Source organism: Streptomyces sp. NPDC088350 (assembly GCF_044753545.1).
Lineage (GTDB): Bacteria > Actinomycetota > Actinomycetes > Streptomycetales > Streptomycetaceae > Streptomyces.
In genome coordinates, this window is sequence record NZ_JBIVNL010000009.1 from 232,911 (window position 1) to 255,879 (window position 22,969).

Annotated in this window: 21 protein-coding genes and 2 pseudogenes; 9 read left to right on the forward strand and 14 right to left on the reverse strand. The window is 70.8% G+C overall.

The features are described from left to right. Nucleotides 1-29 precede the first annotated feature (29 nt). From ACIQBL_RS31200 to ACIQBL_RS31240, 9 genes are all read right to left on the reverse strand, one after another. The gene (locus ACIQBL_RS31200) at nucleotides 30-1,382 is read right to left on the reverse strand and encodes a hypothetical protein (protein ID WP_401947326.1); all 1,353 of its coding nucleotides are present in this window, start codon (nucleotides 1,380-1,382) and stop codon (nucleotides 30-32) included. Nucleotides 1,383-1,552: 170 nt separating this feature from the next. Beyond that, a complete protein-coding gene (locus tag ACIQBL_RS31205; protein WP_401947328.1) occupies nucleotides 1,553-2,788 on the reverse strand; it encodes a beta-ketoacyl-[acyl-carrier-protein] synthase family protein in 1,236 nt (411 codons plus the stop codon). Then, on the reverse strand, nucleotides 2,785-3,024 hold the full coding sequence (locus ACIQBL_RS31210; protein WP_401947330.1) for an acyl carrier protein: 240 nt from the start codon (nucleotides 3,022-3,024) through the stop codon (nucleotides 2,785-2,787). Before ACIQBL_RS31210 ends, ACIQBL_RS31205 begins: the two co-directional genes overlap by 4 nt. Next, complete coding sequence (locus ACIQBL_RS31215; protein ID WP_401947333.1) at nucleotides 2,997-4,070, reverse strand: beta-ketoacyl-ACP synthase III; 1,074 nt, start codon at nucleotides 4,068-4,070, stop codon at nucleotides 2,997-2,999. Before ACIQBL_RS31215 ends, ACIQBL_RS31210 begins: the two co-directional genes overlap by 28 nt. Further along, nucleotides 4,067-5,929 (reverse strand): acyl-CoA dehydrogenase, encoded by a 1,863-nt coding sequence (locus ACIQBL_RS31220; RefSeq protein ID WP_401947335.1) that lies wholly within the window; start codon nucleotides 5,927-5,929, stop codon nucleotides 4,067-4,069. Before ACIQBL_RS31220 ends, ACIQBL_RS31215 begins: the two co-directional genes overlap by 4 nt. Next, entirely contained in the window at nucleotides 5,926-6,735 is an 810-nt protein-coding gene (locus ACIQBL_RS31225) for an AfsA-related hotdog domain-containing protein (protein ID WP_401947338.1), read from the reverse strand. Before ACIQBL_RS31225 ends, ACIQBL_RS31220 begins: the two co-directional genes overlap by 4 nt. 52 nt (nucleotides 6,736-6,787) lie before the next feature. Beyond that, a complete protein-coding gene (locus ACIQBL_RS31230; protein WP_401947341.1) occupies nucleotides 6,788-7,666 on the reverse strand; it encodes an SDR family NAD(P)-dependent oxidoreductase in 879 nt (292 codons plus the stop codon). Then, entirely contained in the window at nucleotides 7,663-8,739 is a 1,077-nt protein-coding gene (locus ACIQBL_RS31235) for a 3-oxoacyl-ACP synthase III family protein (protein ID WP_401947344.1), read from the reverse strand. Before ACIQBL_RS31235 ends, ACIQBL_RS31230 begins: the two co-directional genes overlap by 4 nt. Nucleotides 8,740-9,174: 435 nt before the next feature. Continuing rightward, complete coding sequence (locus tag ACIQBL_RS31240) at nucleotides 9,175-10,293, reverse strand: FAD-dependent oxidoreductase (protein ID WP_401947347.1); 1,119 nt, start codon at nucleotides 10,291-10,293, stop codon at nucleotides 9,175-9,177. A 162-nt stretch (nucleotides 10,294-10,455) separates the two neighbouring features. Here ACIQBL_RS31240 and ACIQBL_RS31245 point away from each other — a divergent pair, with 162 nt between their 5' ends. After that, nucleotides 10,456-11,175, forward strand: a complete 720-nt coding sequence (locus ACIQBL_RS31245; RefSeq protein WP_401947349.1) for a TetR/AcrR family transcriptional regulator — start codon at nucleotides 10,456-10,458, stop codon at nucleotides 11,173-11,175. A 129-nt stretch (nucleotides 11,176-11,304) separates the two neighbouring features. Beyond that, nucleotides 11,305-11,763, forward strand: coding sequence for a DUF6086 family protein (locus tag ACIQBL_RS31250; protein ID WP_401947351.1), 459 nt, complete (start codon nucleotides 11,305-11,307; stop codon nucleotides 11,761-11,763). A 36-nt stretch (nucleotides 11,764-11,799) separates the two neighbouring features. Here the strand turns inward: ACIQBL_RS31250 and ACIQBL_RS31255 are convergent, their stop codons facing one another. Beyond that, entirely contained in the window at nucleotides 11,800-12,321 is a 522-nt protein-coding gene (locus ACIQBL_RS31255; protein WP_401947353.1) for an OsmC family peroxiredoxin, read from the reverse strand. Between the two features lie 114 nt (nucleotides 12,322-12,435). On the opposite strand from ACIQBL_RS31255, the gene ACIQBL_RS31260 reads away from it, so the two are divergent. Together ACIQBL_RS31260 and ACIQBL_RS31265 are read left to right on the forward strand one after the other, a co-directional pair. After that, entirely contained in the window at nucleotides 12,436-13,851 is a 1,416-nt protein-coding gene (locus ACIQBL_RS31260; RefSeq protein WP_401947355.1) for a family 2B encapsulin nanocompartment shell protein, read from the forward strand. Beyond that, a complete protein-coding gene (locus ACIQBL_RS31265) occupies nucleotides 13,848-15,110 on the forward strand; it encodes a SufS family cysteine desulfurase (protein ID WP_401947357.1) in 1,263 nt (420 codons plus the stop codon). Before ACIQBL_RS31260 ends, ACIQBL_RS31265 begins: the two co-directional genes overlap by 4 nt. 72 nt (nucleotides 15,111-15,182) lie before the next feature. Here ACIQBL_RS31265 and ACIQBL_RS31270 read toward each other — a convergent pair. Beyond that, nucleotides 15,183-15,732, reverse strand: a pseudogene (locus ACIQBL_RS31270) (MerR family transcriptional regulator). On the opposite strand from ACIQBL_RS31270, the pseudogene ACIQBL_RS31275 reads away from it, so the two are divergent. Further along, a pseudogene (locus ACIQBL_RS31275) lies at nucleotides 15,723-16,707 on the forward strand (erythromycin esterase family protein); the annotation flags it as partial. The pseudogenes ACIQBL_RS31270 and ACIQBL_RS31275 sit on opposite strands and share 10 nt — an antisense overlap. A 209-nt stretch (nucleotides 16,708-16,916) precedes the next feature. Next, nucleotides 16,917-18,317: a glutamate decarboxylase gene (locus ACIQBL_RS31280; RefSeq protein WP_401947359.1), complete on the forward strand. Its 1,401-nt coding sequence runs from the start codon at nucleotides 16,917-16,919 to the stop codon at nucleotides 18,315-18,317. Between the two features lie 46 nt (nucleotides 18,318-18,363). Here ACIQBL_RS31280 and ACIQBL_RS31285 read toward each other — a convergent pair whose 3' ends face one another. Genes ACIQBL_RS31285 through ACIQBL_RS31295 form a run of 3 tightly spaced genes read right to left on the reverse strand, consistent with a single transcriptional unit; the run spans nucleotide 18,364 to nucleotide 20,278 of the window. Continuing rightward, entirely contained in the window at nucleotides 18,364-19,425 is a 1,062-nt protein-coding gene (locus ACIQBL_RS31285; RefSeq protein WP_401947361.1) for a threonine aldolase family protein, read from the reverse strand. A 41-nt stretch (nucleotides 19,426-19,466) separates the two neighbouring features. Continuing rightward, the gene (locus ACIQBL_RS31290; RefSeq protein ID WP_401947364.1) at nucleotides 19,467-20,042 is read right to left on the reverse strand and encodes a helix-turn-helix domain-containing protein; all 576 of its coding nucleotides are present in this window, start codon (nucleotides 20,040-20,042) and stop codon (nucleotides 19,467-19,469) included. Beyond that, on the reverse strand, nucleotides 20,042-20,278 hold the full coding sequence (locus ACIQBL_RS31295) for a hypothetical protein (protein ID WP_401947367.1): 237 nt from the start codon (nucleotides 20,276-20,278) through the stop codon (nucleotides 20,042-20,044). The genes ACIQBL_RS31290 and ACIQBL_RS31295 overlap by 1 nt, the downstream gene beginning before the upstream one ends. 239 nt (nucleotides 20,279-20,517) lie before the next feature. Here ACIQBL_RS31295 and ACIQBL_RS31300 point away from each other — a divergent pair, with 239 nt between their 5' ends. From ACIQBL_RS31300 to ACIQBL_RS31310, 3 genes are all read left to right on the forward strand, one after another. Continuing rightward, complete coding sequence (locus ACIQBL_RS31300) at nucleotides 20,518-20,928, forward strand: winged helix-turn-helix transcriptional regulator (protein WP_401947370.1); 411 nt, start codon at nucleotides 20,518-20,520, stop codon at nucleotides 20,926-20,928. A gap of 118 nt (nucleotides 20,929-21,046) precedes the next feature. Continuing rightward, nucleotides 21,047-21,994, forward strand: a complete 948-nt coding sequence (locus ACIQBL_RS31305; RefSeq protein ID WP_401947372.1) for an NADP-dependent oxidoreductase — start codon at nucleotides 21,047-21,049, stop codon at nucleotides 21,992-21,994. Nucleotides 21,995-22,113: 119 nt separating this feature from the next. Continuing rightward, nucleotides 22,114-22,911, forward strand: coding sequence for an inositol monophosphatase family protein (locus ACIQBL_RS31310; protein WP_401947375.1), 798 nt, complete (start codon nucleotides 22,114-22,116; stop codon nucleotides 22,909-22,911). Nucleotides 22,912-22,969: the final 58 nt, after the last annotated feature.

The following is a 22,969-nucleotide window of genomic DNA, read 5'->3' on the forward strand; positions in this document are numbered from 1 at the left end:
TCGCGGTCGAGGACGGATGTTCACCCCGTTCAACCGAGCCGCTCCTCCTCACCCTGGTCGACCTGCGACGGACGCCTGTTCGCGCGAAGGGCAGGCGTCCATCGCGTCGCGGAGTCACCGGGCACGAGGAGAGGGGAGGCGCTCCGGCCCCCGCAGAACCGCAGCAGCGCACGCCGCAGTTCCTGCTTCCGTCGCGTGACCGCCGCCGACCGCAGGCCGTCGCCGTCGTCCCTCAACTCTCTTTCCAGGGCGCGCGTTTCGTCCACCCGGCCGAGCGGCAGGAGTACGTCCGCCAGGCGCAGCCGGGTCAGTGCCGCGCCGCGACGGTCGTCCGGGGTACGGGCGGCCAGGGCGTACTCGAAGGCGGGCACCGCCTCCGCGGCCTCGCGCAGCGCCAGCAGGGCCTCGCCCCGCTGGAATTCGAAGTCGGCGCGGGCGTAGGACTCGAACGGGTGCCGCCCCGCTTCCCCGTGGCCTACGCCGCTCTCGGCCTCGGAGAGCGCGCGCAACGCCTCCCCGCGTTCCCCTCGACTGGCCGCCGTCACCGCCAACTGGGCCTGGGCGAAGGCCCGTACGGCGTGCGGGGTGTCGCGTGCGGTGCTTACCGCCGCGCGGGCGGTCTCGTCGGCGATCCGCAGATACCCGAGTCCGTACGCCTGCGAGCTGAGGGTCCGCAGGGCGATCACCGCCAACTCCCGGTTCCCGGCGGTCACCGCCAGCTCCCGTGCGGTCAGGTAGCAGTGCTGGGCCTCGCCGTTGCGCAGGTCGTCGGCGTACATACGGCCGAGGACGAGGGCGAGTTGTGATGCCTCGGCGTACCGCTCCTGCCGTGCCCGCCCCCGCGCGCCGCGCAGTTGACCCGCCACCGCCTCTGCCAGATAGGTGCGCAGGGTGCCGCGGGCGAATCCGCCGCCCTGCGCTTGAAGGGTGCGGGTGAAGAACAAGGACGCCGAGTGTCGTGTGCTCGGCGTCCGCGCGGCCCCGGTCACGCGTCCGCTGCCCAGGGCTCGGCTCGCCGGTCGGGTCCGTGCGGGCCGGTAGGGAACCGAGCCGGACAACTCGTGCAGCAGACCGACGAGTCCGCCGCCTTCCGAAGGTGCCAACTGCGCGGGGACAACGGGGTCTTGGCCCGCGAAGCCCGCCTCCTCGGCGGTGATGACACGGCCGCAGCGCCGGCTCAGCGCCTCGCAGGCCAGCGGCTGCACGCGCGGCATGGGATGACTGCCGGCCAGCCAGTGGGCCACCGTGGTCCGGTCGTACCGCAGGACCGTCCCCGCCTCGGCCGCCACCGCGTTCACCGCGCGTGCGAGGCCGCCCTGGGTCCAGTCCGTCTCCTCCATCAGCGCGCGCAGCCGGGCATTGGGAACGCGTATCCGCGCCATCCACCTCTCCTAGCCCATTCGGCGGCCTCACGCCGCGCCTCGATCCGTCCACAACATATCGGTCATTATTCTTCGCTCAATGGGCAATTCACCGTTTCCAGACTGTGCTGCCCAAACCGTTGAGAGGCGTGATCACGATGATTGATCCGTTCGACGTTCGCTACGCCCGCTCAGGCCGGCCGGAAGACCAGGACAGCGTTGTGGCCGCCGAAGCCGAACGAGTTGCTGAGGGCCAGCGAGACCTTGCCGACTCTGGCGGATCCGCTCACCAGGTCCAACTCGGCTTCTCCTAGCGGGCGTTGGAGGTTGGCCGTGGGTGGGGTGGTCCCGTGGAAGACGGTCAGGGCGGTGAGCGCGGCCTCGATCGCTCCGGCCGCGCCCATGGTGTGGCCGGTGACGCCCTTAGCCCCGGTGACGGAGGGGCGACCGCACAACACCCGCTCGATGACCGTGGCTTCGATGCGGTCGTTCATCGGGGTACTGGTTCCATGGGCGTTGACGTGGTCGACGTCGGCGGGTGAGGCATCGGCGTCCGCCAGGGCCCGGCGCATCGCGAGTTCGGCGCCCAGTCCCCGCGGGTGGGGCGCCGTCTGATGGTGGGCGTCGGCGGACGCGCCGTGGCCCGCGAGTACGGCGTAGCGCCGGACGCGGCGGGCGGCGGCGTCGGGAGCGCGTTCGAGGACGAGGAGGCCCGCGCCCTCGGCCAGGACGAATCCGTCCCGGTCCGTGTCGAAGGGGCGTGAGGCTCCGACCGGGTCCTCGACCCGCCGGGACAGTGCTCCCGTACGGAACAGGGCGGCCGAACAGAGCCGGGTCACCATGGCGTCCGCGCCACCGGCGAGCGCGATGTCGCACCTGCCCGAGCGGAGCAGGTCGGCGGCGATGCCGATCGCGGTGGCGCCCGAGGCGCAGGCGGTGCCGGTCTGCAGGACCGGTCCGCGTGCGCGCAGATCGACGGCGATCTGGCCGGCCGCCATGTTGGGCAGGAACATCGGCAGCGTGAGCGCTGAGACCAGGTCCGGCCCCCGTTCCCGTAGCCGGTCCTGCTGCTGTTCGAGCGTGGCGATCCCGCCGGCGCTCGATCCGACGACCACGGCGACACGGTCCCCGTCCCAGCCCCTCGGCTCCAGCCCGGCGTCGCCGACCGCTTCCCTGGCCGCGGCGAGGGCGAGGAGCGTGTACCGGTCGACGCGCCACTGCGGCACTCCCGGTACATGGGCACCGGGGTCGAAGCCGGTGACCCGGCAGGAGAAACCGACCGGCATTCCGTCCAGTTCCGGGTCGTCCATGGCCGTCGGGCGACCCGAGCAGACCCGCTCCCAGGTCTGCTCCCGCCCGATTCCCGCCGGGGTGACGAGACCGATCCCCGTCACCACCACCTCCGGCCCGCCGCCCACGGCGGTCACGCCCCCGTCTTCAGCTTCTCGACGAGGTCGACGGTCTCCCCCACGGTGAGGGTGCCCGTCGCTTCGGAGTCGTCGAGCGGTACCGCCCACTCCTCCTGGAGTGTCAGGAACAGTTCCACCACGGCGAGGGAGTCCAGGCCGAGGTCGTCGTAGGAGGCCTCGGGCCGGACGGTGTCGGCGGGGATCTCGAACTTGCCGGTCAGTGTGGTCACGAGGTGGTCGTAGACGGCGGACATGAATCGGTCTCCTTGTGTGTGGGGCGGGGCTCGGGGGCGTGTCGGACGGGCTTCGCCCGGGGCCAGGTCATGGCGACCGAGCCCCAGGTCAGGCCGCCGCCGAAGGCGGTGAGGAGGGTGCGAGCACCTGGCGGTACGGCGTCTCGGGCGGCGGTGTCGGCGAGAGCGAGGGGAAGGGAGGCCGCCGCGGTGTTGCCGACGTCGCGCAGGTTTCCGTGGCAGCGGTCCGCCGCGATGCCCAGCCGGTCGGCCACGGAGTCGAGGATGCGCTGGTTGGCCTGGTGCGCGACGAAGGCGGCGACGGAGTCCGTGGACCAGCCGGCCAGGTCGAGGACCGTCCGCGAGGAGGCGGCCATCTGCCGTACGGCCCGGCCGTACACCTCCCGGCCGCGCATACGGAAGTAGCGGTCCTGTCGCGGTGGCAGTACGTCCGCGTACGGCCGGCCGGAGCCGCCCGCGGGGATCGTGATCAGGTCGCTGCCGGTCCCGTCGCTGCCGAGGTCGAAGTGGACCAGGGCTCCGGGGTCCCGTCGGTTTCCTCGCGTCAGGTACACGGCGCCCGCGCCGTCCCCGAAGATGACGGCGGTCTCCCGGTCGCACGGGTCCACGATCGTCGAGTAGGTCTCGGCCGCGACGAGCAGCACACTGTCGTACGCGCCCGCCATGAGGATCGCCGAGGCGACGGCGGCGGCGTAGACGAAGCCGGAGCAGACGGCCGCCAGGTCGAACGCCGGAGTGCCGGTCATGCCCAGCCGGGCGGCCAACTCCGGTGCGGTGGCCGGGCATCGGCGGTCGGGCGTGGTGGTCGCCAGGATCACCAGACCGGCGTCGTACGCACCGGCCGACTCGAGTGCGCCGCGGGCGGCGGCCACCGCCAGATCACCGGTCGTGGTGCCGGGGCGGACCCGATATCGGCTCCGGATTCCGGTACGGCTGCGGATCCACGCGTCCGAGGTGTCCAGACCTTCGCGCACCAGTTGCTCGTTGGTGATCCGGTCGGGTGGCAGGGCGGCCCCCAGCCCGGTGATCACCGCGGCGGCGCTCATGGTGTCGCCCCGCCGCTCGCGAACAGGGCCGCCACGACGTCCGGTTCGGCCATCGGAGCCCTCAACCGCGCCTCCGGCAGCGCGAATCCGTCCAGGAGGACATCGAGGTGAGGGTGTACGGCGTCCAGGGCGCGGTCGCGTTCCCGGTGCACGCGGGTGGCGTCCGAGGAGGTGAGCGATCCGCACTCCAGGTGCCAACTCAGCGTCTGTTCCAATGAGTTCAAGGCGTACAGGGCGTGCAGGGCGACGAGGTGAGGCATCCCTTCGGTACCGGTGGAGACGGAGTCGGCCTCGGCGACCGCGTTGGCGAACGCCTCCAGCAGCAGGCGTTGTTGGTGTGCGTCGGCGAGCGTGACGAGGTCGGGGAGCAGGGGGTTCCAGGTCTCGAAGGCGGTCTTCTCCTCCACCGGGGCACCACCGACTCGGCCGCGCAGTTCGGTGAGGAGACCGCGCTCGCGGAGGAGGGCCAGCGCCAGCACTCCGCCCGGGGACACCAGGTCGCCGGTGGCCGTCGGGACCGGGACGGTGTGCGTGAGGTCCTCGACGAGCTGCTTTCCCGCGTCCAGCCGGATGAGCAGGTTGTCGCCCGCCGCGGCCTGGAACACCTGCGCCAGACCCTCGTACTCAAGGAGCCGGTTGACGGTCAACAGGCCCTGGGCGCCTGCTCGTTCGCGGCACACTCCGGCCGCGCTCCCCAGGACGCGGGTCGCGGCTGCCTTGGTCAGCGCCTGTTCGCGGCTGACCGAGGCCCAGGGTGCCCACACCGGGCGCTGGGATTCGGGCAGGTCCGTGCGGGTGCTTCGCTGCCGGGTGTACTGGGCTTTGACCCGGGCGACGAGGAAGCTGCACGCGTACACCTCGGCGAGAACGCCGTAGAGGGCTTCTTGTTGGGTGCGGTAGTGCAGCACGGGGAGGTTGGCGCGCAACCGGCCCATCGTCAGGCGCCGTTGACTGTGGCGGATGCCGATGGTGACGGCGGCGCGGGCCGCCGCGGTGAGGGCGGACGCGGCGCCGGTGGAGGCGTTGGAGGAGACCGAGAGGGAGCGCACCAGGCGCCGGTCCGGGTCGCCGAGGGGGTCGGAGAACTCGCCGTCGGGCGCGATGGAGGCGTCGTCGCGGAGCCAGCCGTCGTAGGGCACACGGGTGTTGTCGAAGGTGACGAGGGCGTAGTTGAGGGGGACCGAGGTGGTCTCGGGGAGTTCGGTGATGTGGACGCCGTCCGTGACGCGGTCGCCGTCGCGGATGCGGACCGCGAAGGGGAACACCCCGCGGTCCCTGCCGTGGAGGAGAAGTCGGGCGTAGACGATGGCCATGTGGGCGCGGCCCGTGCCGGCGACGTGGGCCATGAACTTGGCCGCGGCGGGGTCGGGGGTCCGTAGGGTGAACTCCCTTGTGGCGGGGTCGAATCGGGCTTCGGTGCGGGTGGCGAGGTGACTGTTGCCGCGACCGATCTCGGTGATCATGATGGAGCCGAAGGTCTCGTGCCGGTCCACCTCGTCGATCAGCGGCCCCAAGTAGGGGCCCGGCCTGCCGAGTTCGGTGATGGCCGAGACGCACACCGCGTACTGCACGGTGCCGGCGAGGAACAGCGCCGGGTCGACGGTGGCGGACCACTCCAGTACGGCGAGGAGTTTGGCGGGGTCCCGCTGCAGCGCTTTCACTCCGCCCACCCACTCGCCCAGGGCGCGCAGCCGGTCGTAGGTCCGCGTGTGCCGGTCGGGGCCGCAGGGCGGTGCCGAGCGGGCGAACGGCGGGGTGGTGAGCAGGCCGTCCAGGGCGTCGACGTCCTGGTGGGTGTCGCCGTAAAGGAGTCGCCGGAGTGGCTGGGCGGTGTCCGTGGCCGGCTTGTCGGCGGTCATGCGGCGGGGGCGGCGCGCAGCAGGGTGCGCCTGGCCTGGCCGTCCTCGATGGCGAAGACGAGGGACGGCCGGAAGGCGTGCAGGTCGATCCGGACCCGGCTGCAGTCCTGGCCTGCCTGGTGCACGCGGACTTCGGCGCTCAGCGGGATCTTGTCGTCCTCGGCCGGGCCGGTGCGGGTGAACGTGCCGGTCAGGAGGGTGGGCAGCGGGAAGACGAACCGGGTGAACTCGAAGGTGCTGGCGTGCATGACGGCGTAGTAGGGGGGATGACCGGCCGGTGGGAGCCAGATCTCCGAGACCGCCCAGGTGACAAGCTGGATGGACGCCTCGATGAGGAGCATGCCGGGTACGTGCTGCTGGTCGGCGGTGTGGTCCCGGAGCATCTCGGTGTCGTTGACGACGGCCAACTGCGCCTGGAACGCGTCGCCTTCGACGTGTGCGTCGCCGATGAGAACGTTGTCACGACTGTGCTTGAGGACGCTGTGCCGGGGCACGGCGGTCGGCGGCCGGCCTTCGGGGAGTACGGCCGCGCCGTACGCCTTGAGCAGTTCGGAGGTCAGGTCGCTCCACTCGGTGTCGTCGACGCCGAGTCCGGGCCGGATGCGCAGCGGGCTTTCCTGGTCGGGGAGTTGGCGGCGTAAGCGGTCGCGGAGCCGGGCCGCCGTGGTGAAGTCCGGCTGGACAGTGGCGCGTTGGAAGGACTCCCCCACCACCCATTGGTGGAGGGAATCGTCTTGATGGAGGGGCTCGTCCTGGTGGAGGGACTCGTCGTCGTTCGTCTCCGGTGGGTGCGTCTGGTCCGTCATCTGTCGCTCCTGCTCTGGCGGTTGGGGCCTCGGGACGGGGCGCGTGCGGGGTTCAGGCCGCGAACGGCGAGGCGGGCTTGGGGATGCCGGCGAGTCCGCCGTCCGGGACGGACACCCCGCCGTCGCAGACGAGGGTGTGTCCGGTGACGGACGAGGCCGCGGGCGCGGCGAGGAAGAGCGCGGCGGCGGCGACTTCCGTGGACGTCAGCCACCTGCCTTGCGGTACATGGCTCATGAGCCAGTCCGACAGGGGTGCGTGCCGCTGCATCGGCTCGGTCATGTCGGTGCGCACCCAGCCGGGACACAGGGCGTTGACCCGGATCCCCTGCCGGGCCCAGCCCACGGACAGCGACCGCATCAGCGAGAGCTGCGCGGCCTTGGTGACGGCGTACGCCTCCATCGCCGGCGCTGCGATGAGGCCGGCCACGGACGACACCAGGACGACGGCCGCGTTCGGTGAGGCGGCCAGGTGGGGGTGGGCGGCGCGGCACAGGTCGACGGTGGCCCCGATGTTGACGGCGAGCAGCGGGTCCCACTCGGCGGCGCCGCTCTCGGCGAAGGGGACCAGGTGCGAGGTGCCGGTGGCGTCGGCCGGGAAGACGCTCGCGTTGTGCACGAGGACGTCGAGACCGCCCAGCCCGGCGACCGCCTCGTCGACGATACGTGCGGCCGTCCCGGAGTCGGCGAGATCACCGCACGCGATCACGGCCTGGCGTCCGAGCTTGCGCACCTCCTGCTCGGCGTCGTGCAGCGCGTCCGCGCTTCGGGCCGCCAGGGCGACATCCGCCCCGGCCTCGGCACAGGCGACCGCAATGGCACGGCCGATGCCGCGGGAGGCGCCGGTCACCAGCACGCGAGTGCCGTCGAGCCGGAAGAGGGCGGCGAGGGGGCCGGTGGGGTCGACGACGGTGGACGAGAGGGGCTCGGTCACAACGGGGCTCCTTCGATACGGGAGATGTCGGTGCGGGGGATCTCGGTGCGGGGTGGGGGGACGGTGCCGTGCTGCGCCCTGGTCCAGGTGAGGACCGTGCTCCCCCAGGTGAGGCCCGCGCCGAACGCGGTGACCAGCACCCGGCTGCCGCTCCGCAGCCGTCCGTCACGGTCCGCGCTGGCCAGGGCGTACGGGATGGAGGCCGCACCGATGTTGCCGACCTCGTCCCCGACGATGACCACCCGGTCCTCGGGCAGTCCGGCGCCGGCTGCGGCACGGCGCAGCAGGAGGGGGTTGGGCTGGTGGGAGACCAGCAGGTCGACGTCCGCCAGCCGCAGGCCGTTGCGGTCCAGGGCGTCGCCGAGGACCTCCGGGAAGATCCGCAGGATGAAGTCCCGTACGGCCCTTCCGTCCATGTGGACCTTGTGCCGCCGCGCGGCGAGGGTCTGCGGGGAGGCCGGGAGTCGGCTGCCGCCGGCCGGGATGAGGACGTCGCCCGCGCCGGTGCCGTCCGACCCCAGCCGGATCGGCGCGAACCCCTCGCCGCCCGGAACGGGTCCGAGGATCGTCGCCGCAGCTCCGTCGGCGAAGAGCACCGCCGTGGCACGGTCGGCCGGGTCGACGAAGCGGGAGTAGACCTCGACGCCGACGACGGCGGCATGGCGTTCGCCGGTGCCGGCGCGGAGCCAGTCGTGGGCGACACGGGCGGCGAACAGCCAGCCGGAGCAGGCGGCGGCCACGTCGAAGGCGACCGCCCGGTCCGCGCCCACCAGGGCCTGGACCCGGCACGCGGTCGACGGACCCAGTTCGTCGGGGGTGGAGGTGGCGAGGACGAGCAGACCGAGCGCCGACGCGGGCATGCCTGCCGCGGCGAGCGCCCTGCGTACGGCTTCGGCGGCGAGATCGGATGCGGCCTGATCGGGCTCGGCGACATGCCGGCGCAGCACACCGGTGCGCTGGACGATCCAGCCGGGGTCCACACCGGCCGCCTCGGCCACCTCGTCGTTGGTCAGGATGCGCTCGGGTAAGCACGTGCCGGTGGCGAGGACGCCGATGCTCGGCGCTGGGGACACCGTGTACCTCCAAAAGGCAGGCGGGGTTCGCGAGTTCGCCGGATTCCGCACTCACGGTCGGCTTCCGCCAGACTGCCCGCCTCGCAGGGCATCCAGCAGGGCGCAAAGCGGCGTCGTCGGAGCACTCACCGAATTCGGTTGACACCCCTCGCGATTCCGAACACTCCAATTCACGCTGATCCACGCCGATTCACCACGGGATGCCGAGTAACACAGCGGAATGTTGAGCGTGTTGAATCCGCATTGCGCGAACCCCGGAAATATGGCATGCCGAGGGCGGTGTCGAATTCGCGGGAACTCTCAGGCGCGGGAAGGACGACGGAGTGGTGATCGGCCGCGCCGAGGCACTGTATGAGTCGGATCAAATCCCGTAAGGCAAGGGTGATCTGACTGACCGTCGTATCGGTGCCGGCTCCCTTACGGGGAACGGTGGGGCTACATGTGCTCGGCGAACATGTTCACCAGGCCGTGGGGTGCGTTGTGGCCGAACATGAGCTCATGGAGGTGGATGCCGTCGGCGGCGGCTGCGGCGCTCCGCGGGAAGAGGGCCCGCTCGTATTCGGTGAGCGCGGTCTCCGCGTCGTCCGGGTGCGCGGCGATGACCTTGCCGAGTTCGGCGCCGTCGTACATGGCCAGGTTGGCGCCGTCGCCGTTCGGGGCCGAGAGGTGGGCGGCGTCGCCGAGCAGGGTCACGCCCAGCACCCGATTCCATCGGTGTTCGATCGGCAAGGTGTGAAGGGGGCGCAGGACCGGCGCGGTGTCGCCGTCGGTGATCAGCGCGGTGAGTTCCGGTGCCCAGCCGTCGAACTCCGCGGCGATGCGTGCGCCGGCCGCGGCGGAATCGGTGAAGTCGATACCGGCGAACCAGTCCTGCGGCCTGGAGAGCGCCACGTAGGTGTGGAGGGTCCCGCCACGCTCCCGGTGGGCCAGGATTCCCTTTCCCGGCTCAAGCACCATCAGCCCTCCGCCGCCGACCGCCTTCGCGCAGGCAGGGTGCCGGGTGTCGCCGTCGTACAGGTAGGTCTCGACGAACGACCTGCCGAGGTACTCGGGTGCGGCGTCGGAGAGCAGCGGCCGGACGCGTGACCAGGCGCCGTCCGCACCGACCAGCAGGCTCGTGACGACGGTGGCGCCGTCGGTGAAGGTCACCTCGTGCCGGCTGTCGCCGAGGGCACGGACCGCGCCGGCCTTGTGCCCCCACCGGACGGTGCCGGGCGGGAGCGAGTCGAGCAGCAGCTGGCGCAGTTCGCCGCGCTGCACCTCGGGGCGGCCCCTCTCGCTGTCGTCGTCGAACAGTGCGGTCCCGTCCGAGGCGAGGATGCGTGTCGCCTCGCGGCCCTCCAGGACGAGGTCGTGGAAGGCGTCGATCAGACCCGCCGCCTCCAGAGCGGGTTGGCCGTCACCGGCGTGGATGTCGAGCATCCCGCCCTGCGGGCGCGCCGCCGGTGAGGGCTCCGCCTCGTAGACCGTGGCCGGGATTCCGTGGACATGCAGGACGCGGGCCAGGGTCAGTCCGCCGAGGCCTGCGCCGATGATGGTGACGTCAGTGGTCATGGTGGCTCCTTACGTGTCACAAGCCTGCCGAACGGGTCACAGGTCCGTTGACCGGCCATCCGGCAGGACAGCAATGGAACGGCGTTCCAGCGCTCACTCTGGAACGGCGTTCCATTGCTGTCAAGCTGGAACGACGTTCCAGACATGTGCCAGGATGTACGCATGGCAACCAGGACCACCCGCCGCCCGGAGCGACGCGAGGAACCGCTCTCCCGGGAGCGCGTCGTCGAGGCGGCGATCGAACTCCTCGACACGGCGGGCGAGAACGGACTCACGTTCCGTGCACTGGCCGCACGCCTCGCCACCGGGCCCGGCGCCATCTACTGGCATGTCACGGGCAAGGACGAACTCCTCAGCGCCGCCACTGACGCCGTCGTCTCCCGCACCATGGCCTCCGGCACCGCCGATCCCACTCCGCAGGAAGCCATCCGCGCCCTCGCGCTGGGAGTGTTCGACGCGATCGAGGCCCACCCGTGGGTCGGCACGCAACTCGCCAGCGCCCTGCCGCAGTCACCGATGCTGCGCGTCTTCGAACACATCGGACGCCAGGTCCAAACGCTGGGTGTGCCCCACACCGCCCAGTTCACCGCCGCGTCCGCGCTGCTGAGCTACATCCTCGGAGTGGCCGGACAGAACGCGGCCAACGCCCGCAGCTGCCCGCCGAACACGAACCGGACCGAGTTCCTCGCCACCGTCTCGGCGGCATGGGCGGATCTCGACCCCGACGAGTACGCGTTCACCCGAAACGTCGCCGACCACCTACGGGTTCACGACGACCGCGCCGAGTTCCTTGCCGGCATCGACCTCATCCTCACCGGGATCGCCGACAGCCGCCCGCCGACAGCCGACGGACTCGGCGGTGTCGTAGCCGACCTCTCGTAGCGGCGGGACGCAAGGGGCGATGCCGGGCGAGGGGAGTGAGCGCGATCCCGACGGCCGACTTATCCAACTGCCCACCACCCAGCCGATCTTCTACCCTGTGCCAGGGCTGTTGAGCAGGGGGGATCGACCATGAGCATGTACTTCGACATCGACGACGAGACACTGTGGAACCCGTCGAACGGCGCCGGGCGCCTCTTCCTACGGCACGTGGAAATCTTCGAGTCGGAACTCAAGCTGACCTCGGGAATCGGCCAGGGCAAGCACGCGGGCGACCCGGACACGCTGGACGTCGATCCGTCTGCGTACGCGGAGTTCGTGCGCGGCCTGGTCGCCTGGCACTGCCGGACCGGGCACTCCGTAATCCTCGCGCTCTCCGAGGGGTTCGCGGCGACGGCGGTCGCGCTCGCCCGGCGCGCGGGTATCGAGGTGGAGTTGCCCGAGCCCGGGTCCGGGTCCGGGTCCGGCCAGGCAAGTGGTGGCAGCCGGCGCGACATTCAGGTTCGCGGCAATCCCCGGACGGCGCCGGCCACCGTCGCCGCCGAACTGGACGCGCGGGCACGGGAGATGGACCACTGGATGGCCCGCTGAACAGGCTCTTTCGTCACCGCCTGTTCGCGTGCCCGGTCAGACCAACACCGTCTCCACAACCGACGGAATCGCGCTCAACGCCTTGCTGACCGGACAGCGTTGCTCGGCGGTGGCGGCGGCCCGGCGCAGTTCCTCGTCGGTGATGCCGGGTACGGCGGCCTGGACCCTGATGTTGATGAGGGTGAATCCGGTGCCGACGCTCAGGGTCGCGTCGCATTCCGTGGTGACGCTGCTCGGTGGGGTGCCGGCCTCCGTGAGGACGTGGGAGAGCATCATCGTGAAGCAGGCTCCCTGAGCTGCGGCGATCAGTTCTTCGGGGGACGTCTGGCGCTGGGGCGGGATCGGGCTGAGGGGGTAGCGCAGATCCGGAGAGGCCGCGCCCGAGCCGAAACTCATACGTCCGACACCCTCGCTCAAGGAGCCTTCCCAGTGGGTTCGGGTATTGCCGGTGATCTCCATCGAGTCTCCTGATGTCGTGCGGACGACGGCGCCCGAAAGTCGCCGTAAGGGGCTCCGAATGGCTTCGAAACACCTTACGAATAGCGGCAGTTGAGGCATTTGCCAGTGCCAATGGTGAGCATAACGATTGTTTCGGTCAAGTCCCCGAATTGGGTAATTTAAGCGGCTGCGGATCGGGGAATTCAGGGTGTGAGAATCCAGGAGGGGATCACCGTGACCGAACGGACCGTCGAGGACAGCGCCCAGCCCGCCACCCCAGCCGCCACCAGCCTGGGAACCCGCGCCGCCCGGAGTATCGCGACCACCACCAAGACCCCGGCACAGCTCTCACTGACCACTCCCCGCTGGCTGCTCAGGCTGCTCCCCTGGGTCGAGGTGGAGGCCGGCACCTACCGGGTCAACCGCTGTGTCGCGTACGCCGTCGGCGACGGCCGGATCACCCTGCTGGCGAGCGGCGACGGCAGCCGGATCATGGCGGAGGACATGCGTGAACTCCTCGCCCTGCGGGACGTGATGGACCTGCGCCTGCTGGAGGAGGTCGCGGGCGCGTTCCGTACGAAGCACGTGGTCGCCGGGACGATCCTGGCCGAGGCGGGCAGGCCGGCCGACGGGCTGTACGTGGTCGCGCACGGGCAGTTGGAGCGGCGCGGCACCGGGCACTACGGCGAGCCGACGGTGCTGGGGATCATGGGCGAGGAGGAGTTCTTCGACGAGGAGGCGGCGCTGCGCGGCGGCGACTGGCCGTACACGGTGGTCGCCCTGACCAACAGCACCCTGCTCGTCCTGGACCCGGACCGGCTACGGCAGTTGGAGGACGAGCATCCCGAACTCGCCCGCGCTTTCGCCCAGTTCAGAGCCGGCAGGGAGTCCGGCGGCGCGGGGACACCGGCCGCCGTGGCCTCGGGGCATCACGGCGAGGCGGAGCTGCCCGAGACCTTCGTCGACTACGACCCTCAGCCGCGCGAGCACGAACTCGCCGTGGCCCAGACCGTGTTGAGGATGCACTCCCGTGTCTCCGACCTCTACAACGTGCCGCTGAACCAGCACGAGGAGCAGCTGCGTCTGACCGTCGAGCTGATCCTGGAGCAGCAGGAGCGGGAGCTGCTGAACGACCCGGAGTTCGGGCTGCTGAACAACGTCGCCCCCGCCTTCCGGGTCCGTTCCCGCACCGGTCCGCCGACCCCCGACGACCTGGACGAGCTGCTGACGGTCGTATGGAAGCAGCCCGCGTTCTTCCTCGCCCATCCGCGCGCGATCGGCGCGTTCGGCCGGGAGTGTACGCGCCGGGGTGTGCCCCCGGTGATCTTCGAGATGTACGGCAGCCCGTTCCTCAGCTGGCGCGGTGTGCCCCTCGTGCCGACCGACAAGATCCCGGTGGACCCGGTGGAGTCCACCTCCAGCATCCTGCTGCTGCGGGTCGGCGAGGAGAACCGCGGTGTCGTGGGTCTGCGCCCGGACCGGCTCCCCCACGAGCACGCCCCCGGTATCGCGGTGGAGCCGATGGGCCTGGACCGGCGGGCGGTCGCCTCGCACCTGGTCAGCTCCTACTTCTCCACCGCCGTACTCGTCGACGACGCGCTCGGCATGCTGGAGCAGGTCCAGGTCGCGCACTACCACCAGTACGCATGAGCACCGCCAGGTACTGGCTGGACCAGGCGGACACGGTCGCCGCCCGCCCGCCGGTCTTCCCCGTCGACGCCGTGCGCGCCGACTTCCCCGCCCTCTCCCGCACCGTCCACGGCCGCCCGCTCGTCTGGCTCGACAGCGCCGCCACCGCCCACAAACCCCGTCAAGTCATCGACGCCGTAAGCGAGTTCTACGCCCGTCACAACTCCAACGTGCACCGGGGCGCACATACGCTCGCCCGTGCGGCCACCGAGCTGATGGAGAGCGCGCGGAGCCGTATCGCACGCTTCGTCGGGGCCGGGCGTCCCGAGGAGATCGTCTTCGTGCGGGGTGCCACCGAAGGCATCAACCTGGTCGCCCAGACCTGGGGCCGCACGCGCGTGCGGGCCGGTGACGAGATCGTGCTCACCACCCTCGAACACCACGCCAACATCGTCCCCTGGCAGATGCTCTGCGCCGAGAAGGGCGCCCGGCTGCGCATCGCCCCGCTCCACGACGACGGCACCCTCGACCTGCCCGCCTACCAGGCCCTTCTCGGCCCCCGCACCCGGATCGTCGCCCTCGCCCATGTCTCCAACGTGCTCGGCACCGTCCTCCCTGTCCGCGCGATGGCCGACGCCGCGCACGCCCACGGCGCGGTCGTGCTCGTCGACGGCGCCCAGGCGGTCCCCCATCTCCGGGTGGACGTAAGAGAGTTGGGCGCCGACTTCTACGTCCTGTCCGGCCACAAACTCTGCGGCCCGACCGGCATCGGCGTGCTCTACGGCCGTTCGGAACTGCTGGAGGAGATGCCGCCCTGGCAGGGCGGCGGCTCGATGATCAGATCCGTCAGCTTCGAACACACCCAATACGCCCCGCCACCACAGAAGTTCGAGGCCGGCACCGGCCCCATCGCCGGCGCGATCGGGCTCGGCGCCGCCGTCGACCATCTAGAAACGATCGGCCTGGACGCGGCCCACGCCCACGAGGCGGCGCTCGTCGCGTACGCCCGACAGCGGCTCGCCGAGGACGTGCCGGGACTGCGCCTGCTCGGCCCCTCGACGGGAGTCGGCGTCGCAGCCTTCACCATCGCCGGCACCGACCCCGCCCATATCGCCGAGGCCCTGGACACCGCAGGCATCGCGGTCCGCGCCGGCCACCACTGCGCCCAGCCCGCCCTACGGCGCTACGGCCTCAGCGCCGCCGTGCGCCCCTCCTTCGCCTTCTACAACACCCACCAGGAAATCGACCGACTTGTACGGGAGTTGGGCTCCGTCCGGTGAGGCGGCCCATGCCACGCGGACACGACGAATCCGGGGACGTCAGTTCAGGAACCGGCCGAGGCGAGTCGCAAGTCAAACCCCCCTTGGCCCGCTCTCGCGGAGATACGCCTCCAACTCGGCCGCTCCGCCCAGCATCGCGCGCCCGCGGCCGGACAGCCGCTCCTGCCAGTCGGGCAGTGCGGCCTCCAGCGGTTCGAGTCCGCCGGCCGCCCGTACCTGATCGACGAGCGGCGCGACCTGGTCCAACAGGTTGCCGCCCCGCCTGAGTTGGTGGGCAAGTCGGGCGTCCCGCACGTCGTCCTCGTCGTAGAGGCGGTAGCCGGTGAGCAGGTCACGGCGGGGGCGTACCAGCCCGGCGCGCTCCCATTTGCGCAGGGTCGCGGACCGGATGCCCAGCTTCTCTCCAGTGGCCCGATGAATGTGGCGCCCGGCCCGAGCATCGCGCTCGGCTCGGCTCGGACTGGGACGGCCCCGCCTCCGCGCGCTCCAGGTCGCGGAAGGCCCGCTCCGCCGTCTGGAGGGTCCGGCGGTCGTCGAGGAGTTGGACGTGGCTCTCGTCGATCAGGCGGAGCGCGAGAAAGGCACGCAGGGCCGTCGCATGGAGCGGAGTGTATGCGCGCACTGGGCGAGCCCACCCACGGCGAGGACACTCTCCTCGACCAGCTCAACGAGCCCTTCCGGCAGTTCGATCGAGAGCAACTGCGTGTTGGGCCTGGTCGTGAACGACTACGTCACCTCCGGTACGGGCACGCTCGACCAGGTCATGGAGCATGGGGTCAGCCACGGCTGGGGCGCCTTCGCGGGCAACCGCGACCTCGTACGCTGGATGCGCGCCCACAACGTCCGCGCCGAGGACGAGGGCCGGCCGGTGTCCGAGCGGCTCCGCTTCGCCGGTTTCGACGGCCCGTTGGAGATCGCCGGCGCCGCGAGCCCCCGGCAGGCCCTCACCGCACTCCACCGCTACCTCTCGACCTGGGTGAACCCGGACCTGCTTCCCTGAACCGCCGAAACACTCGACCACCTGCTCGGCACCGACGACCGGTGGACCAACCCGGCCGCGATGACGGACCCGGACCAGTCCGTGGGGCAGTCGCCCGGAGCCGGTCAACTTCGTCTGCTCGCCGACGACTTGGCGGCGCTGCTCGACATGGAGAGGCCGCTCCTGAGCACGGCGGCCTCTCGGGACGACTGGGACCGGGCACTCCTGTACGCGCGGACCGCGACCGGCCTGCTGCGCTACCACCACTGGATGGCCGACACCGCACCGGCCCCCATGACGCGACTGGTGAGCCTGCGGGACCAGATGATGGCCCACAATCTCCTGGCCCTCGCCGAACGGGGTCCGGCACTCGTCCACGCCCACAACTCCCATCTCCAGCGCGGGAAGAGCACGATGCGGATGGGCGGGACACCCCTGGAGTGGTGGGGCGCCGGGGTACTGGTGAGCGCCCAACTCGGTGCGGACTACGCCTTCGTGGCCACGGGCCTCGGCACGATCCGGCACCAGGGTGTGGACGCGCCGCCGCCGGACACCGTCGAAGGACTCCTGTACGCATTCCCGGAGGACCGCTGTGTCGTAGGCGCCCCAGAGCTGGCCCCGGGCCGGTTCCCCCGTCCTCCGGGCCGTCCCGCCACCCACGGAAATCACTGCAAAAAGTAATGGCCAGTATGTACAAGGGAAAATCCAGTTCATCAGTCCGCAAATCGATCACTGGATCGGTGTAATCGGCACATACGCCGCACCGCTCGGCGATCTAGCGTCGGAGTGCACGGGGCCGCACGGACCAGAAAGGCATCCAGACACTCATGCCCAACCCGCATACCGACGTCATGCCCGAAGCCGAGTTCGACACCCTGACCGTTTCCCGCAGCGTCGGGCAGCCGCCCGCCGTCGACCTGCTGCTGCCGGTCGACGAGCTGCCCGAGTCCTCGTCGTCGCCCGACCTCGTCTGCCGTCGCGTACGTGACGAGTTGATGCTCGACGGCAACGCCCGCCTCAACCTCGCCACCTTCGTCACGACCTGGATGGAGCCGCAGGCAAGGGAGTTGATGGCGGAGACCGCCGAGAAGAACCTCGCCGACCGTGCCGAGTACCCGCAGATCACGGCGATGGAGGAGCGCTGCGTACGGATGCTCGCCCGGCTGTGGCGCGCGCCGCACCCCGAGCAGGTACGCGGCTGCTCCACCACCGGTTCGAGCGAGGCCGCCATGCTCGGCGGACTCGCGCTCAAGCGCCGCTGGCAGGAGCGCCGGCGCGCACAGGGCAAGGACACGGCGCGCCCGAACCTCGTCATGGGCGCGAACGTCCAGGTGTGCTGGAAGAAGTTCGCCAACTACTTCGAGGTGGAGCCTCGTTACGTCCCGATGGAACCGGGCCGCTACCACCTCACCGCCGACGCGCTCACCGCCTACTGCGACGACAACACCATCGGGGTCGTGACGATCCTCGGGTCCACCTTCGACGGCTCCTACGAGCCCGTCGCCGACATCTGCATGGCCCTGGACGGCTACCAGGCCGCCACCGGCACCGACATCCCCGTGCATGTCGACGGCGCGTCCGGCGCCATGGTGGCCCCGTTCCTCGACCCGGAACTCATGTGGGACTTCCAGCTCGAACGCGTCGCCTCCATCAACACGTCGGGACACAAGTACGGCCACGTCTTCCCGGGCCTGGGCTGGGCGTTGTGGCGCGACGCCGAAGCCCTCCCCGACGACCTGGTGTTCGAGGTCGACTACCTCGGCGGCAGTTCCCCCAGCTTCACCCTCAACTTCTCCCGCCCGGGCGCGCATGTCGTCGCGCAGTACTACAGCTTCCTTCGCTACGGCGTCGAAGGACTGCGGAACCTCGCGGCGCAGAGCCGCAGCACGGCCCGCGCACTCGCCGCGCGCATCCGGACGATCGGCCCCTACGAGTTGATCACCGACGGTTCCGAACTCCCGGCGTTCGCCTTCCGGTTGACGCCCGGCACACAGGGCTTCACGGTGTTCGACGTCTCCCACGCCATGCGCGCACGCGGCTGGCATCTGCCCGCCTACAGCTTCCCCGCGCCCTGCCAGGACGTCTCGGTCCTACGTCTGGTGGTGCGCACCGGGTTCACCGCCGAACTCGCGGGCATGTTCATCGCCGACCTGACCGAAGTCACCAAGAACCTCCACACCACCCTGCCGACGCTCGCGCCACCGCACCAGCCGCTCGTCACCGCCTGACAACAGCACGCGGCACCCACGACATCGAGCGACTCCTGACCATGGATCACCGTGTGTGGCGGCGGACGGCGTCCAGGAGTTGGTCGATGTCGTCGGCGCTGTGGGAGAAGGCGGTGACGAAGCGGACGATGCCCGGTTCCCAGCGGTCGTGGTAGAAGGCGTAGCCCTCGGCGAGGAGTCCTTCGGTGACGTGCCGGGGCAGGCGGCAGAAGAGGATGTTGGCCTGGGGAGTGGCCAACAGGCCCGCGCCGGCGAGGGACTTGAGGCCGTCGCCGAGGCGGGTGGCCATCGCGTTGGCCTGGCGGGCGTTGCGCAGCCACAGGTCGTCGGTGAGGTACGCGTCGATCTGGGCCGTCTGGAAGCGCATCTTGGAGGCGAGTTGGCCGGCGCGCTTGGCGCGGAAGGCGAGTTCGGCGGCGAGTGCGGGGTCGAAGGAGACGATGGCGTCGGCGGTCATCGCGCCGTTCTTCGTGGCGCCGAAGGACAGGACGTCGATGCCGGCCTTCCAGGTCATCTCGGCCGGGGTGGCGCCGAGTTGGACCAGCGCGTTGGCGAAACGCGCGCCGTCCATGTGGACGCGCAGCCCCGCGTCCTGGGCGATGGCGGACAGGTGGCGGATCTCCTCCAGCGTGTAGACGCTGCCGCTCTCGGTGGCCTGGCTGATGCTCACCGCCGACGGCTGCACACTGTGCACGTCACCGGCCCGCCGGCGTACGGCCGTTCGCAGCGCATCGGGGTCGATCTTGCTGTCGGGGCCAGGTACACCAACAAGCTTGGCGCCATGGGTGAAGAACTCCGGGGCGCCGCATTCGTCGGTGTTGATGTGGCTGTCGGGGTGCGAGAGCACGCTGCCCCACGGCGGGGTGAGAGCGGCCAGACTCAGGCCGTTGGCCGCGGACCCGGTGGAGACCGGGAAGACGTCGACGTCCCGCTCGAAGATCTCGCCGAGCCTGCGGCGGGCGCGGTCGGTGAAGGGGTCGTTGCCGTACGGCAGGACCTGGCCGGTGGCCGCGTCGGCGACGGCCTGCGCTATCTCCGGGGACGCTCCGGCCATGTTGTCGCTGATGAAGGCACGGCTGGAGGGAGTGGTGCCGATGGTGGTGCTCATGAGCGGGGGTTCCTCGGTCTCCGGTGCTGACGAACGCGGTCTCAGGTGCTGATCGGGGAGGCGAAGACGACGGTGATGTCGACCTCGTCCTCGCTGGTGCGGTAGAAGTGCGGGGCGTCTCCCGCGAAGGCGAGCATGTCGCCCGGGCCCAGGTCCTCCGGGGCGTCGACAGGGCCTGCGGTGACGTGTCCGGTGGCGATGAGCAGGTGCTCGATGGTGCCGGTGGCGTGCGGCACTCCGGCCAGCTCCGTCTCCGGCGGAATGCGCAGCCGCCAGATCTCCAGGCTGTTGCCGCTGCTGATCCGGCGTAGCAACTCCCGTGAGACCTCGCCCGGTTCGATGTCCGTGCCCGGCCGGAAGACCGGCCCGGTGTCGGCGTCGCGCGCCAGCAGGTCGGCGATCGGGATGCGCAGGGCGATCGCGATGGCGTCCAGGGTGTCGATCGTCGGATTGCCGTTGCCTGCCTCCAACTGCGACAGGGTCGCCTTGCTCAGCCCGGCCCGGCGGGCCATCTCCGCGGCGCTCATCCCGCGCTGCTGACGACGCAGCCGGATCTTCGCGCCGACCGCGGCGGCGGTACTGCTCACCGGCCGACGGCCGGACGGCGGGGGTGTCATCAAAGGCTCCGGTGGGTCGCGGTGCAGGGCACGCGGATACGGCCCTTCTTGACCTTCGGCGTCGGCAGCTCGACGTCGGCCAGGTCCCCGAGGCCGCGCACATGCGTGCCCCCGCGCGGCGCGGAGTGCGGCGCGTCGAGATGCACCACGCGCCGCCCGTCGGGAAGGTACCGCGCGAAGACCGGCAGATCGTCGGCGACCGCGGCGGCCACCGCGGCACGCAGGGCGGCAGTCACTTCCTCCCGCCCGTCCGGGTCGACGAGATGCCCGCGATCTTCGCGCCCTCCCGAACAGCTACGACTGAATAAACCATGCGTTCACTATAACGAACCAATCTGGAATACCGAACGCATCGTTCGCTTTAGTCAACGGAGCCGCTCGCCCGAGGCCCACCCGCAGAAGGAACCACAGGGGGTTTCGATCGTTTCGAATGTAGGTTCCCTCCAGAGTGTTACGCACCCGACAGGAGAGAAAGATGACCACACAGGCGAAGCCGACCCGCCAGATCGAGCCCGGCACATACGAGGCGTACATGCAGGACTGCCCCGCGGTGGCCTTGCTCTCGACGATCAGTAACCGGTGGGTCAGCCTGACGATGTGCACCCTCGGGTCCTACGGCGAGGCGATGCGCTACAGCCACGTCAGCCGCGAGATCCCGGGCGTCAGCCAGAAGATGCTCACTCAGACCCTGCGCATGCTGGAACGCGACGGCATGGTGAGGCGGACGGTCACACCGTCCGTGCCGGTGCGCGTCGACTACGCACTGACCCCGCTCGGGCAGGGCCTGTACGGCGTGCTGTCCCAGGTGCGCGAATGGGCCGCCGAGAAGACCGACGAGGTCGACGAGGCGCGAGCACACTACGACGCCCGGCAGACCGACCAGTAACTCCGAACGGGCGCTCGACTGCGGGGTCGTAACGCACTTTCAAGTGCCTACTTACCCATCGATCGTTACTCCCCTAGCGTCCGTGGTGTTCAACTACGCAAACGGAAGAGCAGCCATCATGCGCGCAGCAGTCGTCAAGAAGATCGGTGGACCCGAGGCGGTCGAGGTCGTGGAGGTCCCGCTCCCGGAACCGGGTCCTCTGGAGGTCCGCGTCAAGGTCGCCGCCGCCGCGCTCAATCCCGCCGACACCGCCGTGTGGGCCGGGTACTTCGGGCCGATGGAGGGGATCGAGTACACCGGTCTCGGTCTGGACGCCGCCGGCACCATCGACGCGGTCGGTCCGGGTGTCCTGCTCAAGGTCGGCACCCCGGTGATCGTGTTCGACGCCCCCGTGCTGCGCCCCACGAAGGCCCAGGCCGAATACCTGGTGACCGACCTCAACTCCATCGCCCCCGCCCCCGAGGGGATGGACCTGACACTCGCGGCGACGATCCCTCTCAACGCGATGACCGCCTCGCAGGCCCTGGACCATCTCCCGCTACGACCCCGCGACACCCTGCTCGTCACGGGCGCCGCCGGAGCCGTGGGCGGCTACGCCGTCGAACTGGCCCGGACGCGGGGTGTACGGATCGTCGCGCAAGGGCGGCCGGAGGACGAGGAGTTCCTCCGCGGCCGCGGCGCCACCTGGTTCGTGTCGCGCGACGAGGAACCCAGTGCGGCGGTACGCCGGTTCGTGCCGGAGGGCGTGGACGGTGTGGTCGACGCGGCGGCACTGGGCGCGCCCGCCTTGGCGGCCGTCCGCGACGGCGGCATCTTCGTGAGCGTGCGGCTCGATGTGCTGCCGACCCCGGAGCGGGGCGTGGTGGTACGCCACACCACCGCCGGCCCCGAACCCACCCGCCTCTCCTACCTCTCCGCGCTCGCCGAGGTCGGCGTACTGACACCCCGCGTGGCGCGGATCTACCCCCTGTCACAGGCCTCCGAAGCCCACACCCAGCTCGCCCGGGGCGGTCAGCGGGGCCGGATCGTCCTGGTGCCGTCGCCTTCCGCTGAAGTGTCGTCATGAAAAAAGTCCGCGTTCATCAGGTCGTTCCCGGACCGCACCGGCACCCCTGCCTATCGTGCGACGGAACTCGGCTGCCCGATGGCGGTCGCCATGTTCTGTGGACGGAGTGGTGAAGAGCTGTGGCGAACGGACATGACCTGGACGGTGCCCTGCGGGTGGCCGTGGAGCTGGCCGAGTGGGCATCGGAGACGATCCGTGGCGGGAACGGGGGCGGCGCGGGTCCGGTCCGGCAGAAGGCGAACCCGGCCGACATCGTGACGGATACCGACGAGACGGTGGAGCGGCACGTACGGGCCGTGCTGCGGCGGGAGTTCCCCGACTGGGGGATCGACGGCGAGGAGTACGGCGTGGAGAAGGGCGCGTCGGACGACGCACCGCACTGGGTGGTCGACCCCGTGGACGGAACGACCAACTACGCCCACGGACTTGGCTGGTGCTCGTTCTCCCTGGGCCTGGCGGAGCCGGACGGTACGCCGTTGCTGGGCCTGGTGGCGGACCCGTGGCGGGGCGAGGTCTTCACAGCGGTGCGGGGCAAGGGCGCGCACCTGAACGGAACCCCGGTCCACGCGGCGGACCACACCACCCTCACGGGCCATGTGTTCCTGACGGAGTGGGCGGCACACGCGCACTGGCCCGGGCTGGACGCGCTCCTCGCTCAACTGGCCGCCCGGCACTGCACGGCCCGCGTCATGGGCTCGACCGCCCTGTCCCTGGTCCAGGTCGCGGCGGGCCGGGCGACGGCCGCAGCGATCGGCGAGTTCCACCCGGTCGACGGCCTGCCCGCGCTGCTCATCGCGACCGAGGCGGGCGCGGTCGCCGTGCCTCAACTCCCCGCGTACGGTGAGCCGTTGTTGCTCGTGGCGCCGGACGCGGCGACGGAGGCCGGGGAGTTGTGGCGTACGACGGTCGGACGGTAGGGGCTCGGGCCCCGCTCACCTCCCGCCACGACGTGGGGACCGCAGCGGTGAGGGGACC

Excerpts from the sequence above, each read along its gene's own strand:
- ACIQBL_RS31200 (WP_401947326.1), bottom strand. The coding sequence starts at position 1,382 with ATGGCGCGGATACGCGTTCCCAATGCCCGGCTGCGCGCGCTGATGGAG.
- ACIQBL_RS31210 (WP_401947330.1), bottom strand. The coding sequence starts at position 3,024 with ATGTCCGCCGTCTACGACCACCTCGTGACCACACTGACCGGCAAGTTC.
- ACIQBL_RS31215 (WP_401947333.1), bottom strand. The coding sequence starts at position 4,070 with ATGAGCGCCGCCGCGGTGATCACCGGGCTGGGGGCCGCCCTGCCACCC.
- ACIQBL_RS31220 (WP_401947335.1), bottom strand. The coding sequence starts at position 5,929 with ATGACCGCCGACAAGCCGGCCACGGACACCGCCCAGCCACTCCGGCGA.
- ACIQBL_RS31225 (WP_401947338.1), bottom strand. The coding sequence starts at position 6,735 with ATGACGGACCAGACGCACCCACCGGAGACGAACGACGACGAGTCCCTC.
- ACIQBL_RS31240 (WP_401947347.1), bottom strand. The coding sequence starts at position 10,293 with ATGACCACTGACGTCACCATCATCGGCGCAGGCCTCGGCGGACTGACC.
- ACIQBL_RS31245 (WP_401947349.1), top strand. The coding sequence starts at position 10,456 with ATGGCAACCAGGACCACCCGCCGCCCGGAGCGACGCGAGGAACCGCTC.
- ACIQBL_RS31250 (WP_401947351.1), top strand. The coding sequence starts at position 11,305 with ATGAGCATGTACTTCGACATCGACGACGAGACACTGTGGAACCCGTCG.
- ACIQBL_RS31255 (WP_401947353.1), bottom strand. The coding sequence starts at position 12,321 with ATGCCTCAACTGCCGCTATTCGTAAGGTGTTTCGAAGCCATTCGGAGC.
- ACIQBL_RS31265 (WP_401947357.1), top strand. The coding sequence starts at position 13,848 with ATGAGCACCGCCAGGTACTGGCTGGACCAGGCGGACACGGTCGCCGCC.
- ACIQBL_RS31280 (WP_401947359.1), top strand. The coding sequence starts at position 16,917 with ATGCCCAACCCGCATACCGACGTCATGCCCGAAGCCGAGTTCGACACC.
- ACIQBL_RS31285 (WP_401947361.1), bottom strand. The coding sequence starts at position 19,425 with ATGAGCACCACCATCGGCACCACTCCCTCCAGCCGTGCCTTCATCAGC.
- ACIQBL_RS31290 (WP_401947364.1), bottom strand. The coding sequence starts at position 20,042 with ATGACACCCCCGCCGTCCGGCCGTCGGCCGGTGAGCAGTACCGCCGCC.
- ACIQBL_RS31300 (WP_401947370.1), top strand. The coding sequence starts at position 20,518 with ATGACCACACAGGCGAAGCCGACCCGCCAGATCGAGCCCGGCACATAC.
- ACIQBL_RS31305 (WP_401947372.1), top strand. The coding sequence starts at position 21,047 with ATGCGCGCAGCAGTCGTCAAGAAGATCGGTGGACCCGAGGCGGTCGAG.